This window comes from Sphingobacterium sp. UBA6317 (assembly GCF_002440385.1).
Classification (GTDB): domain Bacteria; phylum Bacteroidota; class Bacteroidia; order Sphingobacteriales; family Sphingobacteriaceae; genus Sphingobacterium; species Sphingobacterium multivorum.
In genome coordinates, this window is record NZ_DJTD01000069.1 from 94,511 (window position 1) to 110,152 (window position 15,642).

The following is a 15,642-nucleotide window of genomic DNA, read 5'->3' on the forward strand; positions in this document are numbered from 1 at the left end:
CATCCATATCCGAGATGATTGAATATATCTCGTGTAGTTTTTATCGTAATTAGATCATATCATTCGTTTTCATTAGGCCAATACAAATCAGATGCTAAAATTTGATTGGACATGACAATTTTAATAAATCTTGCTTTTATTGTTATCTTTAACTGATATTTACTAGATATGTTTCCTGAAAAAACACCCCATCCGTTTCAATCTTTATTACGTTTGATCTTAATGGTTATTGGTTTTTCCATTCTTTCGCAGATTATTGCCATTCTGATTATTGCAAGTTATTATTCATTTATAGGGCAGGTCTTCTCCTTGGAGTCTATACTGAATGGATCTGCCAATGATATGCGATTTATGTTGTTAATGAGTAGCTTGGGATCTTTTGTTGTGCCAGCTTATCTGATGAATACACGCGAAGGATATGGTATAACCTATTTTAAATTGAAAAATTGGCCTAGCGGAATGCAATTTGGCTATATATTTTTAGCAATGCTTTCTTTTATGCCTTTGATGAGTCTGATCGGTCATTGGAATGAATCCTTACAATTGCCCGATAATATGCAATCTTTGCAGCGTTGGATGGAGCGTAGTGAAAAGGAATCGGCCGATTTAATCAAGGTTATTATTATGGAGTCGAGTGTATCCGGCTTTTTGTATAATATTGTTATACTAGCTTTGATTCCGGCCATAGGTGAAGAATTGTTGTTCCGTGGTGTTTTGCAAAAAATAATGGGAAGATGGTTGAGCAATCAGCATGTGGTTATATGGCTTGTTGCCATTATTTTCAGTGCGATACATCTGCAATTTTTTGGTTTTGTTCCCCGCATGTTATTGGGCGCTTTTTTTGGCTATCTTTATGTATGGAGCAAGAACATCGTACTGCCCATTTTTGGACACTTTGTCAACAATGCCGGTGCCACAATCGGGGCATTTTATTACGTAAGAGAGGGAAAGAGTTATGATGAATTCAATGCATTTGAATTGCAATCTTGGTGGATATATCTTGTAGGCTTCATTTTTACTCTTATTTTTGTATTCTTATTTTATAGATCAACGCAAAAAGAAAATAATGGAGAACGATTGGAAAAAAATTAAAACATATACAAATGCGATTCAAGCCGAGATAGTCAAGCAAATGCTGGAAGAAAATGGTATTCCTACTGTCGCAATGAATAAACAAGATTCTTCTTATTTATTTGGGAAAATTGAACTCTATGTCAGTAAAGGATCTATTGATCTGGCCGAAACATTAATTGAGGAAGCAGAAAGAGGGCTTTAAGAGATGAAAACAAGAGCAATAACGGGGGTAATCTTTGTGGCTGTCATGATAGCTGCCACTCTTTTGGGCGCTTATGTCTATTCCATTTTTTTTACACTGCTCAGTACATGGTGTCTTTATGAATTCTATGGAATAGTTTCGTCCGAAGAACGCGCCCCAAATAAGTGGATAGGCATAACACTGGCCTTACTCTTATTTGTTTTGGGCTCATTAGTTTCGATGGGCTTGCTTGCGGTAAAATTTTTAGCACTGATTATCCCATTTATAAGTGCGACTTATATTATTTCACTTTTTCAGAAGAGAACTTTTCCTTTCAATGATATTGCCTATACTTTTTTGGGTATAGCTTATGTTACATTGCCTTTCTTCCTATTTTCCAAATTAGGGTTTCTGCAAGGTACTTTTAACTATGTACTGCCCTTAGGTTTTTTGATCTTATTGTGGACAAACGATACCGGGGCATATCTCGCTGGACGAAGCTTTGGAAAACGTAAATTATTCGAACGGATCTCACCAAAGAAAACATGGGAAGGTTTCTTTGGGGGCTTGATTTTGGCTATTGTTGCTGCTGTAAATCTGGAAAAATATTTTGGTTATCTTCCACTTTGGCAATGGGTAAGTATTGCGGCAATTATCAGTATTGTTGGAACATTGGGGGATTTAGTAGAGTCTATGTTAAAGCGTAGTTTGCACGTAAAAGATTCCGGAAATATATTGCCTGGACATGGTGGTTTTTTAGATAGATTTGATGGGTTGTTATTAGCGGCACCTATGGTCTATGTTTTCTTAATTTTAATCAATTGATTGTATTATGAGTCACATTCAAAAATCTACATTTGATTTTTTAACGGAATTGAAAGCCAATAATTCCCGGGAGTGGTTTGCCGATAACAGAGCTAAATATGAAGCTGCATTGGCTGATGTGAGAAATTTTTTGACAGATTTAATTACTGCATTGAGCGAGTTTGACCCTAAAATTAATACTTCCATTCAAGCAAGTAAATGTTTGTTTCGCATTTACCGGGATACACGCTTTTCAAATGATAAAACTCCTTATAAAAGTTGGTTTGGGGCAGGAATTTCTGTTGATGGAAGAAAGTTGCAGGGACCAGAGTACTATATTCATATTGGAGCGGAAAATTCATTTATCGCCTGTGGGTATTGGCGTCCTGAAAAGCAACATTTAGAGGCAATAAGACAAGAAATTGATTACAGTGGTGATAAATTGGATGAAATTTTAAAAACAGTATTGACTGGCAGTAATATTACGCTTTTCAAAGAAGATTTACTGAAACGTGCACCGGCCGGCTATAGTGAAGATAATCCGTTTATTGACTTTATCAAATTGAAAAGTTTTGTGTTGGATAGATCTTTAACTACAAAGGAGTTATCTGCAAAAAATGCGCTGGATAATATCGTGGCTTCCTATAAAAGTATGCTTCCTTTTAAAGAGTTTTTACAAGAAGCCATCGATACAGAATAATTATTCAGGCAAGCTGATTTTGCCCATACAGACAGCGGGAGAGTCTTTAATTTGCGCTACATTGGATTTGTTGCCTACCAAAGTCTCATTTGCTAATAGCGCAAAGAGAACGGCCTCTTTTGCATCTGGGTTGATACCCAATGTTGCAAAACTTTCAACGTTACAAGTAGGTAGGCTCCTTTTGATGTAATCGAACAGCAATGGATTGTGTAGTCCACCACCACTAATGTACACCGCTACATCGGATAGCCCTTTTGACTGCTTGCGAATGCCATTGACCATCGCATGAGCAGCAAAGCGATTGAGGGTCGCCATAACATCCTCAGGCGGAATATGGCTTGTTTTCGAACAATCCTGTGCCCTTGCGAGATAAGCGAGATTAAATAGTTCCGGCCCAGTGGTTTTTGGAAAGGGCAGCGTTAGAAACTCCTCCGTTAATAATTGATTCAATAGCGCATCATTTACTTGGCCCTTTTTAGCCATATAGGCATCTTTATCCATTTCCTGATCAAAATTTACCTTCATGTATTGGTTCATCATTGTATTGCCTGGACCGAGATCTGTCGCATAAGCTTTCGACTTTGTTTGATGGCTTGGGATAAATGTGAAATTAGAAATACCGCCAATATTCAATAAGAATCGATTTTCTGTTGCATGCGAGAAAAGAAGGTAGTCGCCATAGGCTGCCAAAGGTGCCCCTTCTCCTCCTGCAGCAATATGTTTTTGCCTAAAGTCAGATAGGGTTATGATACCTGTATCTACCGCGATATGATCTCCATCTCCAATCTGTAAAGTGCTGTTGGGCCAGTTGCGGTCTTTGGTCAACGATTGAGGAGCATGGTATACGGTTTGCCCATGGCTGGCTATACAATCAATCTCACTGCTTGATAGATTCCATTGTTGCAATGCTGTGTTGATTAATTTGGCATGCGTGACTCCAATATAAGCATGGAGTCCCGAAAATAATTGCTGGTCGATATTTCGTTTTGCAAAAACTTCACGCACCCGCTCTCTAAAATCATCCTCATAAACCATTGTAGTAAAATTCTCGAGCTGTATTTTCGTTGTTTTACCTGCATTTTCTATGCGGCACACGGCGATATCAAGACCATCCAGGGATGTTCCGGACATCAGGCCAATAATACGACGTTCTTTCTTTTGTGAAATTTGGTAAAGTCTTTCGATTTGAGGATTCATAGCTTAAAAATAAACACAAAAATGTTATGATGAATATCATTTTTGACAATTAAAGATATTTTGTAACTTCACGGCATTAAAAATCAAAAAATTAAATACAATGAATTTTCCAGCAGAATTGAAATACACCAAAGATCACGAATGGATTCGTGTTGAAGGTGATGAAGCAGTTGTAGGGATTACCGATTTCGCTCAACGTGAATTGGGTGACATCGTTTTTGTTGACATAAACACTGTAGGTGAAGAAGTAGCCGCTAATGAAGTTTTCGGTACAATTGAAGCCGTAAAAACAGTTTCTGATTTGTTTTTACCTGTAGCAGCTACGATTTTATCGGTGAATGAAGCTATTGATGCATCTCCTGAATTGGTCAATTCTGATCCTTACGGTGAAGGCTGGATTGTTCGTATTAAATTGAACAACGCTGCTGATGTTGACGCTTTGTTATCTGCTGATCAGTACAAAGAAGAGATCAACGCATAAATTTGATATATAAAAAAATAAAATAGGGGCCAAAAGGCCCCTATTTTATTTTTCGTCGTTTATTGGGTTTTTAAGGTGGTCTTTATTTTTGCTTCAGGCATATCCACGGCACTTGTCATTTCTGTACTCGTGGTAAGACAGGTCTTTTTATCCAAGACATAGAAGCCCTGCACGTTGCCTACCTGATTTGCATCCGGACCGAACATTTTTCCTTCAACATTTACTTTATAGCCTAGCTCATTTGCTTCTATTAAAGTCATTTTGTTTTCTACTGAAATGCCTGAATCATCTGATTCAGTTTTGGATGTCCAAGAATCACCTATTTTAATCGGCTGCTCAGGCAATACTGTAGTTATATTTTCGAACATACTTTTATCAAACGGCATGTTAATGCCCTCAGGCAACTTGATATCGGAAGATTTGCCAAGTTGATCAACATTAAAGCTAATGCTATTTTCGAGCAACTTGCCTAAGGTCGCATGCATCTGTTTAGAAAATTCATTGGCCTCGGGGTTTTTAGAGTCGTAAGTCATATCCATTCCTGCCATATTCATTTTCATGTTGATTCCGGTATATTTAAGATCGAACGCAAATATGTTGTCTTTTTTCGTCGTATTGGTGATATCAAAGCCCATATTAAGGTCTGTCACCATTTTTTGGCCAGCAGCGTCAATATCCATGGTCATCACAAGATTTTGTGATATTTTTTTCCCTGAATCGGGATTTACGCGTAATGTGTATTTCTTTTGTGCGGAAGCAGATATCACGAGAAATGCAAATACAGCCATTAAAGAGGCAATTCTTAATTTTTTCATATATGGAATTTTAATTTTTTTAGTAAGCAACAATTGGCCAGTTTAAATATAAAAAAAATCCCTTTCACACAGTAAAAGGGATTTTAATTTTTTTAAGGATGTAATTCGTATTACTTCTTGATATAAGATACTTCTTTCACAGCTTTAACAACTTTCTCAACGCTAGGTAAAGCAGCTTCGATCAATGTTGGAGCATAAGGAAGAGGTACATCTGCACAATTTACGCGGATAACTGGGGCATCTAAGTAATCAAATGCATTACGTTGTACATTGAATGCTAAGTCGGTAGAAATAGACGCTAGTGGCCATGCTTCTTCCACGATTACCAAACGGTTTGTTTTCTTAACAGACGCGATGATTGTAGGGTAATCGATAGGACGTACCGAACGCAAGTCAATCAATTCAACGCTGATACCTTCTTTTTTCAATTCTTCAACTGCAGGAATGACAACGCGAGGAAGCATTTTACCAAAAGACACAACAGTTACATCTGTACCTTCTTGGATAATATTAGCTTTTCCGATTTCTAAGTAATATTCTTCTTCAGGAACTTGTCCTTTATCACCATACATTACCTCAGATTCCATGAAGATAACAGGATCTGGATCGATAATAGCTGATTTCAATAAACCTTTAGCTTCATATGGGTTCGAAGGAACCACAACTTTTAAACCTGGTGTATTTGCAAACCAGTTCTCAAAGTTTTGAGAGTGTTGTGCTGCAAGCTGACCCGCATTTCCTGTAGGACCACGGAAGACCATCGGAATAGAGAACTGTCCACCACTCATCGAGTGAATTTTAGCTGCCGCATTGATTACTTGGTCAATTGCAACAAGTGAGAAGTTGAATGTCATGAATTCAACAATTGGCTTCAAACCATTCATTGCAGCACCAACAGCAATACCAGCAAAACCAAGTTCCGCAATAGGTGTATCAATGATACGCTTTGCACCGAATTCATCAAGCATACCCTGACTTACTTTGTAAGCTCCGTTATACTCAGCAACTTCTTCTCCTAATAAAAATATTTTGTCGTCTTTACGCATTTCTTCGTTCATTGCTTCACGAAGTGCTTCTCTGAATTGTATTTCTCTCATCAGTTGTAAAATAGTGTCAATTTTTAGATTACAAATCTACTATTTAAAATTGATATTTTGAAGATTTGAACCCGCTAATTCTATAGTTTTATGTCATTTTTTAATAAGTAAATGACTTTTGTATTAAATTTTTGAATATAAGTTGTTCAGATATTCTAATGTTTTTATAAGTGCCTTATTACTATTCATTATCGCTAACGGAATGTTCCACGTGGCACGGTTCCTTCTTTCCACGTAATTTGAAATGCCGCGAATCTCAATCACGGGAATTGTCATTTTATCGGCTGCATAGAAAACCGCAGCTCCTTCCATACTTTCAACAAGGCTATTAGGATGCAGTTTTTTAATTTTTTCGATACTTTCTGTGCTACCATGGACTTTGTTTACGGTAATTCCTTCCCCATGTTTTAGAAAAGGAAGCCTAAGCTCCTTGTCATTCAGTAAAGACGAGGTAAATGTAGACCTTCCATAGCCCAATTGATCTATTGGAATAAAATTATGACCGTCTTCCGCACCTAGTTCAACAAATGACTCTGAAACGACCTGAATAACCGAGCCTATTTCAATAGTACGATCCAAACATCCTCCTATCCCGACATTAATAAGGAGATCATATTTTTTTTCGTGTAGCATTCTTCCCAGCTCAAAGCCTGTGGCGACCATGCCTACACCAGTTACTAGGGTATCGCATTGATCGTAATTTGATACCACTTCCAGAAAAGGCTGCAATTCAAATGAAGTAGCCGCAATCACTAATATTTGCATGATAAATTCGTTTTTGATGGAAAATTACAAATTATATTGCAGGCATACCTTTTTTTAGCATAAAAATAGCGAGCTAGGAATTCGTCCTGCTTACAAATTTGAGCTTGATTATAATAATAAGGTTAACTGATTAGTTGCTACGAAATCATTTTTGATCATCGAGTCCGAACGGTGCCATTTTTAGCCTATTGAAATCAGAAACAGCTATGACCTTCTTATATATTAGTTTAGCTTTTATATACCTTTAGTTTAGAATTTAGTTAGGTTTAATTTAGGTCAAACCTATACTAAACCTAAACAAAACCTAACTAAAACCTAAGTAAAACCTAATTAAAACACAAAGAATATCATGCTAAAGTATCCGCATTATCCGGCAACACTTTTGTCAACAGGGTGCATACAAAAACTCACTGCGAAGTCTTAGCAAATTAATTCCCGAAATCATGTTACAGCTAAGAATAAGGAGCTTTTTATCCCTGTGTGATGACAAAAGGCGGAAGGCACTCCATTATATTACTATATTCTGACTTCATTCCTTAAATTGAGATGTTTTAATTGCTCTTAATGCCTTATCTTTGTATCATTATGGTATTTATAACTCGTCGCGAACGTTTCTGTGCTGCGCACAAGCTCTATCGTGAAGACTGGAGTAAAGAGCAGAATGAACAGGTATTTGGTCTTTGCTCCAATCCAAATTGGCATGGACATAATTATGATCTTTATGTAACAGTTAAAGGAAAAGTCAATCCGGAGACTGGTTTTTTGATCGATTTAAAGATCATGAAAGAAATAATCAATCGTAGTATCATTGACAAAGTCGATCACCGTAATTTCAATTTAGATGTTGATTTTATGAAGGGAGTCATGGCTTCTACGGAGAATATAGCAATCGAAATATTTAAGATCTTAAAACCGCTGTTTGATGAACAGGGTGTGATCTTGCATAGTGTCCGTTTGCATGAAACAGAAAATAATTACGTCGAATATTTTGGCGATTAATCTTTAATACATTTAAATAGTAGAAACTATGAGTCAACACTCATTTGACAACGAAGAGTTGGATGGATATATTAAGATCGACAAATACAATACTGAAAAGGTAGATCGCATCGCTGCTCATTATACAGATATATTGGAATGTCTGGGGGAGGATCCAAAACGTGAAGGTTTAGTGAAAACACCAGAACGTGTTGCAAAGGCATTGCAATTTTTGACGCATGGCTATGATATCGATGCTGCGGAAGTGTTACGCGGTGCTATGTTTGAGGAAGACTACAGTCAAATGGTTGTCGTTAAGGATATTGAAGTATATTCTCTTTGTGAGCACCATATGTTGCCTTTCTTTGGTAAAGCCCATATCGCGTATATTCCAAATGGCCATATTGTCGGTTTAAGCAAAATACCACGTGTCGTTGATATTTTTGCGCGTCGCCTGCAAGTTCAGGAACGTCTCACCAATGAGATCAGGGATTGTATTCAAGAAACTTTAGGCGCTCGTGGAGTAGCTGTGGTGATGGAATGCAAGCATATGTGTATGGCAATGCGTGGTGTTCAAAAACAGAATTCCGTAACGACTACCTCTGCATTTACTGGCGCATTCCAAAATGATGTCACAAGATCCGAATTTTTACGCTTGATCACTGCTGATCTTGCTTAGTATATTTGTTGTTTATTAATAAAAAAAGCCTGCTAAAATATCCTCTTTTAGTGGGCTTTTTTTTTGATAGAATTTGAAAACAAAATAGAAAATCAAAAAATGGCAATATTGCTTTTTTATGCTTCTGAGGCGATTTATGAAAAATGCTCTTTACAAAAGGATAATTGTATTTAATTGATATTCAGTTTTTTGTAAAAAAAAGTTTTTATCATAAAAATGTTTTTTGGTACCTTTGTGGTTATGGAAATTGTTGCCGACGATTTAGAGTCCTATTTGGAACATACTACAGACGAGGAAAATTCGTTACTGAAAAGGGTAAATCGGGAGACTTATTTGAAGGAAACAATGCCCCATATGTTATCTGGGCACTACCAGGGAAGAGTTCTTTCTTTATTGAGTAAAGTGGTTGCTCCGAAACGTATTTTGGAAATAGGAACGTTTACGGGATACGCAACGTTGTGTCTCGCAGAAGGGCTGCAGGAAGATGGGATATTGCATACTATCGATATCAATGCAGAGCAACAAGAACGCGTCCAAGGTTATTTTGATGAATCGGCATTTGCTGATAAAATCAAATATCATATTGGAGATGCAGCGGTAATACTACCTACATTAGATGAAACATTTGATTTGGTATTTATCGACGCGGACAAAAAGAGAAATTTATATTATTTCGAAACGATAATAAATCAAGTTCCGTCTGGGGGACTTATTTTGATTGACAATGTCTTATGGAAAGGTAAGGTGTTAGATTCAAAACCAGACAACCAAACAAAGCAGATCATTGATTTGAATGCACGTTTAGCTCAGGACAAGCGCGTAGAAAAGGTAATATTACCGATTCGAGACGGACTTTTTGCCTTGCGCAAGAAGTAATTTGTGAACTAAAACATTCTTCATGAATTTAAAACAATTAAAAAGCTTTGTACTGTTACTAGCTTTGGGAACTTTTGGATTAACAAAAGTTTCAGCTCAAAGTAATGCGGCATATGTCGATAAGTACAGTCCAATAGCAAAAGAAATGATGGAGGAACATGGTGTTCCAGCATCGGTTATCTTAGCCATCGCTATGCATGAAAGCGGAAATGGTGGTAGCAGGGTAGCAAAAAATTTGAATAACCATTTTGGTGTCAAAGGAAAAAACAACAGTACCGTTATTCGGTCAGCTTACAAAGGTTATCGGTCTGTAATGGACTCGTATGATGATTTTGTAGGAATAGTAAAAAGAAAAAAGACTACTCAGAGTCTTTTTGAAAAACATCCCGGTGAAAAATACGAAGCTTGGGTAAAAGCGATTGCTCGTTCGGGCTACTCTACGAGTAAAGGTTGGACAGCAAAAGTACTCGCTACTATTAGACAATATCATTTGGATATGTTTGATAATGATGCTAAGCAAAATAGATTCTCGTCAACAAAAAAATAAGCGCGATAGTATTGCATGAAGAAGTTTTTTTATGGCATGTTTGTATTCATGATGTTGATTACATCATGTTCAAGCCGGAGAGGCACAATTTCCTCCACTAAATCTGGCTCCAATTCAAAAACTTCTTCATCCTCTTCTGTGGGGCGACCTACCATGGCTGGCAACGACTATATTGCTCATTACAAAGATGTGGCCGTTGCAGAAATGAATAAATATGGTATTCCTGCGAGCATTAAACTTGCTCAGGCTTTACTGGAATCCGGTAATGGTAACAGTTATCTTGCGCGTGAGGCTAATAATCATTTCGGTATTAAATGTGGCGGAGTTTGGAAAGGAAAATCCGTGACTCGTCCCGATGATAATATCAATGACTGTTTTCGGGTTTATGAAAATCCCGAACAATCTTTTCGGGATCACTCAGAGTTTCTGTTACGACCGCGATATGCGGCACTCTTTAAGTTGGATAAGAACGACTATAAAGGCTGGGCCAAAGGCTTGAAAGCGGCTGGATACGCCACCAATCCGCGTTATCCTGAATTGCTGATCGAAATGATCGAAAGATATCATCTTGATCAATACGATCGCGGTGAATCGCCACGTGAAAAGGTTGTACGTGAAGAGACTGTTCAGGTCGAGATCGTACAGAATGTACAAGAAACCCCTCCTACCGTCGTAAAGACAGAAGAAATCAAGAGCCCGGTAGCTATGCGTATTCATGAGGTTAAAGCGCAGGATACGTTATATTCGCTCAGTAAGCTGTACAATGTATCCGTTGATCAGATCAAATCCCTAAACGGTCTTACCGATGATGCCCTATCTTTAGGTCAGCTATTGGTTATATCTAAATAGTTACGCTTTAAAAGATGTTAAATATTTCGCTTTTGTACAGCGATATAGTAGTTTTACGAAAGTGATACTACAGCGATATATTTTTCTACTTATTGCCCTTGTTGGCTTTACTTCTTCACTTTTTTGCCAAGATAAAAAAGTCGAGGGTATTGTTTTTGATAAAAATACCAAACAACGTATTGGAAATGTGAAGCTGGCGAACTTGCGTACCGGGGAGGTCAATTATAATACTATTAAAGGAGAATTTGTCTTTAATGCACAGCTAGGAGATCATATTGTTGCGCTATGTAAAGGCTATTTTTCAGATACTCTTCAGGTGGATAAGCGTGGATTGTTGCTATTTCATTTGGTACGTGAATCGTTTTATATTGATGAAGTTCAGGTTTTTGCACGCAAGACGCCAGAAGAAATTCTGAAAAAAGCAAAGGAGGATTACGAGAAAGCGTATCGTCTTGCGGGTTATGGTGACGTATTTTCTGTTGGTCAAAATGGTGCTGGATTAAGCATCAATTCAATCTATAGTTTATTTAGCAAGGAGGCCAAAAGAGCACGTCGACTAACTAAAACCATTGAAAATGACTATAAGGAAAATGTGATCGATTATAAATTTTCGAAAGAGCTTATCAGCAAGATTACTGGACTAAATAGCGATGAAGCAGAACGATTTAGAAGGATATTTAGACCCTCCTATTTCTTTGTTCTCTCAGCGAGTGATTATGAACTGGCGAATTATATCAAGGATTGTTATTCACAGTATCAATTGAACCCTTCGCAATATTTTATTGAGCCTTTTCCAACAATTAATTATAAATTAGTACCGTAAACAAAAAATAGACGTTTTCAGAATGAAGTTATTCAATTTTGTCGGCATGGCTCTGCTTTGCCTTTCTATTACCAGCTTAAAAGCACAGGATCTGAAAGATCTTCGCGCTAAGCCAGATACCGCAATTTCTGTACAGAAAGAGCAACCATTAAATATTAAAACGATTCGTCCTATAGTTCCAAAACTAAACTTAGAGGTAGACTATTGGAAACATTGGACAAAATTTGGGATCAATTTAAATCAGGCGTCATTTAATGATAATTGGAAAGGTGGCGGTGTTGGTTCTATTGCTGTAGGATTGAATGCGAATCATAAATCGGATTATACGAAGGACAATTTCAATTTTGTGACCGAAGTTGATTTACGTTATGGAAAGATAAAGAATACCAATAATATTGCGAAGAAGAATAATGACCGTATATTTTGGGATAATAAGCTTTCTTATAAATTGTCTGCCAATTGGGCATTGTTTACGTCGGTGACATTTGAGTCGCAATTTGATGCGGGTTATAAGTATAAAACGGTTAACGGCAGAGATACAATAGACTATATTGAGAATGCGTTTATGGCACCAGCTTATCTGACAGAATCTTTCGGTCTTGAGTATAAGCCTAGTAACGAATTTTCCCTACGTTTCGGTACAGGTACTGCACGCCAGACTTTTATCTTGGATGAGCGTGTTAAGCCTCGTTCTGGAGAAGGTTTCTTTGAGAAATATGGCTATTATAGAGATCCTAACAATCCAAGTGCGGGTACTGGTGAACGATTTGGTGTAAAGGAAGACCGCACTTTTGCCAATGCACTGGCATTCCAGCTAACGGGTAACCTAGACAAAAACTTCACAGATAAACTGAATGTAAAGGCTCGTTATAACCTTTTTGCTGATTACGAGAAACTTTCCAATCCTACACACCGTCTGGATGTAACTGTAACGGCAAAAGTCACGAGAGTCATCAATGTGAACTTAAATGGTATTATGATCTATGATCCAGATGTTATTTCAAGAGTACAGTTGAGCCAGTCGCTGGCATTGGGTATAGTCTATAGTTTACCAAAATAATGTTTAGGTCTGTGTCAATAGGGATATTGCTTTGTTCATTGCTGTCTTTGGCAAGCTGCAAGTCGAAGATACAGCCGGTGGTTGCAAAACCGCTAGTTGCGTCATTTGCTTCTGCATTGGTTGTGGAAGAGAAAGTCGAAGCTAAGCCAGATACCAATTTATTGACACCTGAGGAAAGAAAGGTTGTTTTTTTACAGAAATCTGGAAACCATCCTTATTGGCGCCAAGAGGAAGCCATACATTATGATGTTCGTAAACCTAACTATGTCATTATTCATCATACAGCACAAGATAGTATTGGGCAGACGATCAAAACCTTTCAGATTCCAAGAACTAAAGTGAGTTCACATTATGTCATTGGCCGGAATGGGGAGATTATACAAATGTTGAACGATTATGTTCGGTCTTGGCATGCGGGGATGGCAAAATGGGGTTCTATTGTCGACATGAACTCCTGTTCTATAGGTATAGAATTGGATAATAATGGTAGGGAGCCTTTTCCTGAGGCACAAATTAATTCATTGATGACTGTGCTTGATACCTTGAAATCGCGTTATTTAATTCCAGCAAATAATTTTATTGGCCATGCTGATATCGCTCCATCACGCAAGAATGATCCAAGCGTTTTTTTCCCGTGGAAAAAGCTTGCAGAACGGGGTTTTGGAATATGGTATGATGAAGGACAGCTTGTGGCCCCTCCTGATAGCTTTAATGCGATAGATGCGCTTAAAATTATTGGTTATGATACATCCAATCTAAAAGCCGCTATCGTTGCCTTTAAACGAAAGTTTGTCGTTCGAGATACAACCCCCGAATTGACCATATACGATAAGAGTGTATTGTACAATATCTATAAAAAATACTGAGCCTGAGCAATCAGGCTTTTTTATTTTTTCTGAAAGTATGATCTTATTGGCCAAAAAGAACCTTCAGCTCGCTTTCATTGCTGTTGGTGTCTGTGAAGTCATGAAGGTTTTATTTAAGATCACTATTGTCCTCCATGGGACGAGGTACTTTCGTCCCCAGTTGTACGATATAGGCGATTAACATGACAGCTAGGCAGCCAATAAGATTTAGCCAGAGAAAAGGAATTTTATTTATCGTCCATACCGCTATCACGATAATTTCGGAAAGAATGGCTGCAAGAAAAACAGCTTTGCCTTGAATTTTCTTCATGTAGAAGGCGACGATAAAGATCCCTAGGATAGTACCATAGAATAGTGAGCCCAGGATATTGACCGCTTCGAGGAGATTACCCAATCTGTTCGCATACAAAGCAACAATAACAGTAAATGTACCCCAGATCAACGTAAATAAACGCGACCACAAAAGTTCTTGTTTTTCAGATGAGGTAGGATTAATAAATCTTTTGTAGATATCAATGGTCGTTGTTGAAGCCAATGAGTTGATAGCACTTGCTGTAGACCCCATGGATGCGAGAAAAATGACCGCTATGAGTAGCCCAATTAGGCCCTTTGGGAAGACGCTCGTCACAAAAGAAAGAAAGACATAATTATTGTCATTCGTTTCCGCTGTTGGGTTGTTTTTTTTGATTAAGTCCAAAGTCCCTTCTTTTACCGCTTGCATTTTTGCATTAAGTTGACCGAGTGAGGATCGATGATCAGCAATTCTTTTTTCATCGTCGTGATCCAATGCTGTATTAAGCTGCTGAACAACAGATTCACGTGTTTTAAACAGCTCGCTATGCTTTTGTTCGAGAATCTGGTAATCAGGAGCATATTTGCTTTCTTTAAGCTTCTTGATCTCGACTTGATTGAAAAAAATGGGTGGCTGATGGAATTGATAATAGGTAAATACCAGAACTCCAATCAACAGGATCGCAAATTGCATGGGGATTTTCAGTAGACCATTCATAATCAACCCTATGCGACTTTCCTTGATCGAAGCCCCTGTCAAATAACGGCCTACTTGACTTTGGTCGGTCCCGAAGTAGGAAAGCTGTAGGAAAAAACCTCCGATTAGTCCTGTCCAAAGCGTATAGTTATTATTGAGGTCAAAAGTAAAATCCAACGCGTTGGTTTTTCCTGATTTTCCTGCAATATGAAGTGCTTTTGATAATCCAATTGACTCTGGCAGGAGATGGATAACTAATATGCCTGCTACGAGTAATGATCCAAAGATAATGCTCATTTGAAGCAACTGCGTATGAGATACGGCTTTGGTTCCTCCATAGGTCGTATAGATAACAACAAAAATCCCTATGGCCAATGTGGTCCAGGTAAGATCAATATGAAGAATGGTCGATATAATTAAAGCGGGTGCAAAGATGGTAATACCTGTTGATATCCCCCGCTGTATCAAAAAAAGAATAGCAGTGAGTCCTCTGGTTTTGACGTCAAAACGTTTTTCTAGAAATTCGTAGGCTGTAAATACTTTTAGCTTATGAAAAATAGGGACAAATGTAATGCAGAGCACAATCATGGCCAACGGAAGACCAAAGTAGAATTGGACAAAACTCATTCCAGAAGAATAGGCTAGTCCGGGGGCAGATAAGAAAGTAATGGCGCTCGCTTGCGTCGCCATTACTGATAATCCGACATGATACCAGGGTAAAGAACGATTACCTAGAAGATATCCATCAATATTTTTTATACCCCTACTCTTATAAATGCCATATATGACAATAAATAAGAGTGTCAGAAATAAAACAATCCAATCTGCTGTACTCATGAATAGTGGTTCGTGAAAATGTACA

At 37.8% G+C, this 15,642-nt stretch carries 18 protein-coding genes; 13 read left to right on the forward strand and 5 right to left on the reverse strand.

Going from position 1 to position 15,642, the window contains the following annotated elements; all coding sequences use genetic code 11:
- Window positions 1–168: 168 nt before the first annotated feature.
- The 4 genes from B3E92_RS23855 to B3E92_RS23870 are packed head-to-tail and all read left to right on the forward strand — an operon-like array spanning window position 169 to window position 2,759.
- Window positions 169–1,092 (forward strand): CPBP family intramembrane glutamic endopeptidase, encoded by a 924-nt coding sequence (locus tag B3E92_RS23855; RefSeq protein ID WP_286898496.1) that lies wholly within the window; start codon window positions 169–171, stop codon window positions 1,090–1,092.
- Window positions 1,067–1,276: a DUF2007 domain-containing protein gene (locus B3E92_RS23860; protein ID WP_286898498.1), complete on the forward strand. Its 210-nt coding sequence runs from the start codon at window positions 1,067–1,069 to the stop codon at window positions 1,274–1,276. Before B3E92_RS23855 ends, B3E92_RS23860 begins: the two co-directional genes overlap by 26 nt.
- A 3-nt stretch (window positions 1,277–1,279) precedes the next feature.
- On the forward strand, window positions 1,280–2,080 hold the full coding sequence (locus tag B3E92_RS23865; RefSeq protein WP_286844838.1) for a phosphatidate cytidylyltransferase: 801 nt from the start codon (window positions 1,280–1,282) through the stop codon (window positions 2,078–2,080).
- A gap of 7 nt (window positions 2,081–2,087) precedes the next feature.
- Window positions 2,088–2,759 carry a DUF2461 domain-containing protein gene (locus B3E92_RS23870; protein WP_286898500.1) on the forward strand — a complete coding sequence of 224 codons (672 nt, stop codon included), beginning with the start codon at window positions 2,088–2,090 and terminating at the stop codon, window positions 2,757–2,759.
- On the opposite strand, the gene B3E92_RS23875 is transcribed toward B3E92_RS23870, so the two are convergent.
- On the reverse strand, window positions 2,760–3,956 hold the full coding sequence (locus B3E92_RS23875; protein ID WP_286898501.1) for an anhydro-N-acetylmuramic acid kinase: 1,197 nt from the start codon (window positions 3,954–3,956) through the stop codon (window positions 2,760–2,762).
- Window positions 3,957–4,056: 100 nt separating this feature from the next.
- Between B3E92_RS23875 and gcvH the strand changes: the two genes are divergently transcribed.
- Window positions 4,057–4,437, forward strand: coding sequence for a glycine cleavage system protein GcvH (gene gcvH, locus B3E92_RS23880; protein ID WP_286754217.1), 381 nt, complete (start codon window positions 4,057–4,059; stop codon window positions 4,435–4,437).
- A 59-nt stretch (window positions 4,438–4,496) separates the two neighbouring features.
- Here the strand turns inward: gcvH and B3E92_RS23885 are convergent, their stop codons facing one another.
- The 3 genes from B3E92_RS23885 to mqnB all read right to left on the reverse strand — a co-directional run bounded on the left by B3E92_RS23885 (window position 4,497) and on the right by mqnB (window position 7,114).
- On the reverse strand, window positions 4,497–5,252 hold the full coding sequence (locus B3E92_RS23885) for a DUF6263 family protein (RefSeq protein ID WP_070562709.1): 756 nt from the start codon (window positions 5,250–5,252) through the stop codon (window positions 4,497–4,499).
- Between the two features lie 110 nt (window positions 5,253–5,362).
- Window positions 5,363–6,349, reverse strand: coding sequence for a pyruvate dehydrogenase complex E1 component subunit beta (locus tag B3E92_RS23890; protein WP_046673190.1), 987 nt, complete (start codon window positions 6,347–6,349; stop codon window positions 5,363–5,365).
- A 123-nt stretch (window positions 6,350–6,472) separates the two neighbouring features.
- Entirely contained in the window at window positions 6,473–7,114 is a 642-nt protein-coding gene (gene mqnB / locus B3E92_RS23895; RefSeq protein ID WP_286898502.1) for a futalosine hydrolase, read from the reverse strand.
- A 585-nt stretch (window positions 7,115–7,699) separates the two neighbouring features.
- On the opposite strand from mqnB, the gene B3E92_RS23900 reads away from it, so the two are divergent.
- From B3E92_RS23900 to B3E92_RS23935, 8 genes are all read left to right on the forward strand, one after another.
- Entirely contained in the window at window positions 7,700–8,113 is a 414-nt protein-coding gene (locus tag B3E92_RS23900) for a 6-pyruvoyl trahydropterin synthase family protein (RefSeq protein ID WP_070562714.1), read from the forward strand.
- A gap of 28 nt (window positions 8,114–8,141) precedes the next feature.
- Window positions 8,142–8,771 carry a GTP cyclohydrolase I FolE gene (folE, locus tag B3E92_RS23905; protein ID WP_046673193.1) on the forward strand — a complete coding sequence of 210 codons (630 nt, stop codon included), beginning with the start codon at window positions 8,142–8,144 and terminating at the stop codon, window positions 8,769–8,771.
- Between the two features lie 240 nt (window positions 8,772–9,011).
- Window positions 9,012–9,647 carry an O-methyltransferase gene (locus B3E92_RS23910; RefSeq protein ID WP_070562845.1) on the forward strand — a complete coding sequence of 212 codons (636 nt, stop codon included), beginning with the start codon at window positions 9,012–9,014 and terminating at the stop codon, window positions 9,645–9,647.
- Window positions 9,648–9,669: 22 nt separating this feature from the next.
- Window positions 9,670–10,194 (forward strand): glucosaminidase domain-containing protein, encoded by a 525-nt coding sequence (locus tag B3E92_RS23915; protein ID WP_046673195.1) that lies wholly within the window; start codon window positions 9,670–9,672, stop codon window positions 10,192–10,194.
- 15 nt (window positions 10,195–10,209) lie between these two features.
- Window positions 10,210–11,043, forward strand: a complete 834-nt coding sequence (locus B3E92_RS23920; protein ID WP_070562717.1) for a glucosaminidase domain-containing protein — start codon at window positions 10,210–10,212, stop codon at window positions 11,041–11,043.
- A 61-nt stretch (window positions 11,044–11,104) separates the two neighbouring features.
- On the forward strand, window positions 11,105–11,866 hold the full coding sequence (locus B3E92_RS23925) for a hypothetical protein (RefSeq protein WP_070562720.1): 762 nt from the start codon (window positions 11,105–11,107) through the stop codon (window positions 11,864–11,866).
- 22 nt (window positions 11,867–11,888) lie between these two features.
- On the forward strand, window positions 11,889–12,926 hold the full coding sequence (locus B3E92_RS23930; protein WP_070562723.1) for a DUF3078 domain-containing protein: 1,038 nt from the start codon (window positions 11,889–11,891) through the stop codon (window positions 12,924–12,926).
- Window positions 12,927–12,937: 11 nt separating this feature from the next.
- Window positions 12,938–13,792 (forward strand): N-acetylmuramoyl-L-alanine amidase, encoded by an 855-nt coding sequence (locus tag B3E92_RS23935; protein ID WP_286768109.1) that lies wholly within the window; start codon window positions 12,938–12,940, stop codon window positions 13,790–13,792.
- Window positions 13,793–13,901: 109 nt separating this feature from the next.
- Here B3E92_RS23935 and B3E92_RS23940 read toward each other — a convergent pair whose 3' ends face one another.
- On the reverse strand, window positions 13,902–15,617 hold the full coding sequence (locus tag B3E92_RS23940) for a sodium:solute symporter (RefSeq protein ID WP_070562729.1): 1,716 nt from the start codon (window positions 15,615–15,617) through the stop codon (window positions 13,902–13,904).
- Window positions 15,618–15,642: the final 25 nt, after the last annotated feature.

Coding starts and splice junctions, on each gene's coding strand:
- B3E92_RS23930 (WP_070562723.1), top strand. CDS start 11,889: ATGAAGTTATTCAATTTTGTCGGCATGGCTCTGCTTTGCCTTTCTATT.
- B3E92_RS23885 (WP_070562709.1), bottom strand. CDS start 5,252: ATGAAAAAATTAAGAATTGCCTCTTTAATGGCTGTATTTGCATTTCTC.
- mqnB (WP_286898502.1), bottom strand. CDS start 7,114: ATGCAAATATTAGTGATTGCGGCTACTTCATTTGAATTGCAGCCTTTT.
- folE (WP_046673193.1), top strand. CDS start 8,142: ATGAGTCAACACTCATTTGACAACGAAGAGTTGGATGGATATATTAAG.
- B3E92_RS23890 (WP_046673190.1), bottom strand. CDS start 6,349: ATGAGAGAAATACAATTCAGAGAAGCACTTCGTGAAGCAATGAACGAA.
- B3E92_RS23900 (WP_070562714.1), top strand. CDS start 7,700: ATGGTATTTATAACTCGTCGCGAACGTTTCTGTGCTGCGCACAAGCTC.
- B3E92_RS23865 (WP_286844838.1), top strand. CDS start 1,280: ATGAAAACAAGAGCAATAACGGGGGTAATCTTTGTGGCTGTCATGATA.
- B3E92_RS23915 (WP_046673195.1), top strand. CDS start 9,670: ATGAATTTAAAACAATTAAAAAGCTTTGTACTGTTACTAGCTTTGGGA.
- B3E92_RS23940 (WP_070562729.1), bottom strand. CDS start 15,617: ATGAGTACAGCAGATTGGATTGTTTTATTTCTGACACTCTTATTTATT.
- B3E92_RS23910 (WP_070562845.1), top strand. CDS start 9,012: ATGGAAATTGTTGCCGACGATTTAGAGTCCTATTTGGAACATACTACA.
- B3E92_RS23920 (WP_070562717.1), top strand. CDS start 10,210: ATGAAGAAGTTTTTTTATGGCATGTTTGTATTCATGATGTTGATTACA.
- gcvH (WP_286754217.1), top strand. CDS start 4,057: ATGAATTTTCCAGCAGAATTGAAATACACCAAAGATCACGAATGGATT.
- B3E92_RS23860 (WP_286898498.1), top strand. CDS start 1,067: ATGGAGAACGATTGGAAAAAAATTAAAACATATACAAATGCGATTCAA.
- B3E92_RS23875 (WP_286898501.1), bottom strand. CDS start 3,956: ATGAATCCTCAAATCGAAAGACTTTACCAAATTTCACAAAAGAAAGAA.
- B3E92_RS23855 (WP_286898496.1), top strand. CDS start 169: ATGTTTCCTGAAAAAACACCCCATCCGTTTCAATCTTTATTACGTTTG.
- B3E92_RS23870 (WP_286898500.1), top strand. CDS start 2,088: ATGAGTCACATTCAAAAATCTACATTTGATTTTTTAACGGAATTGAAA.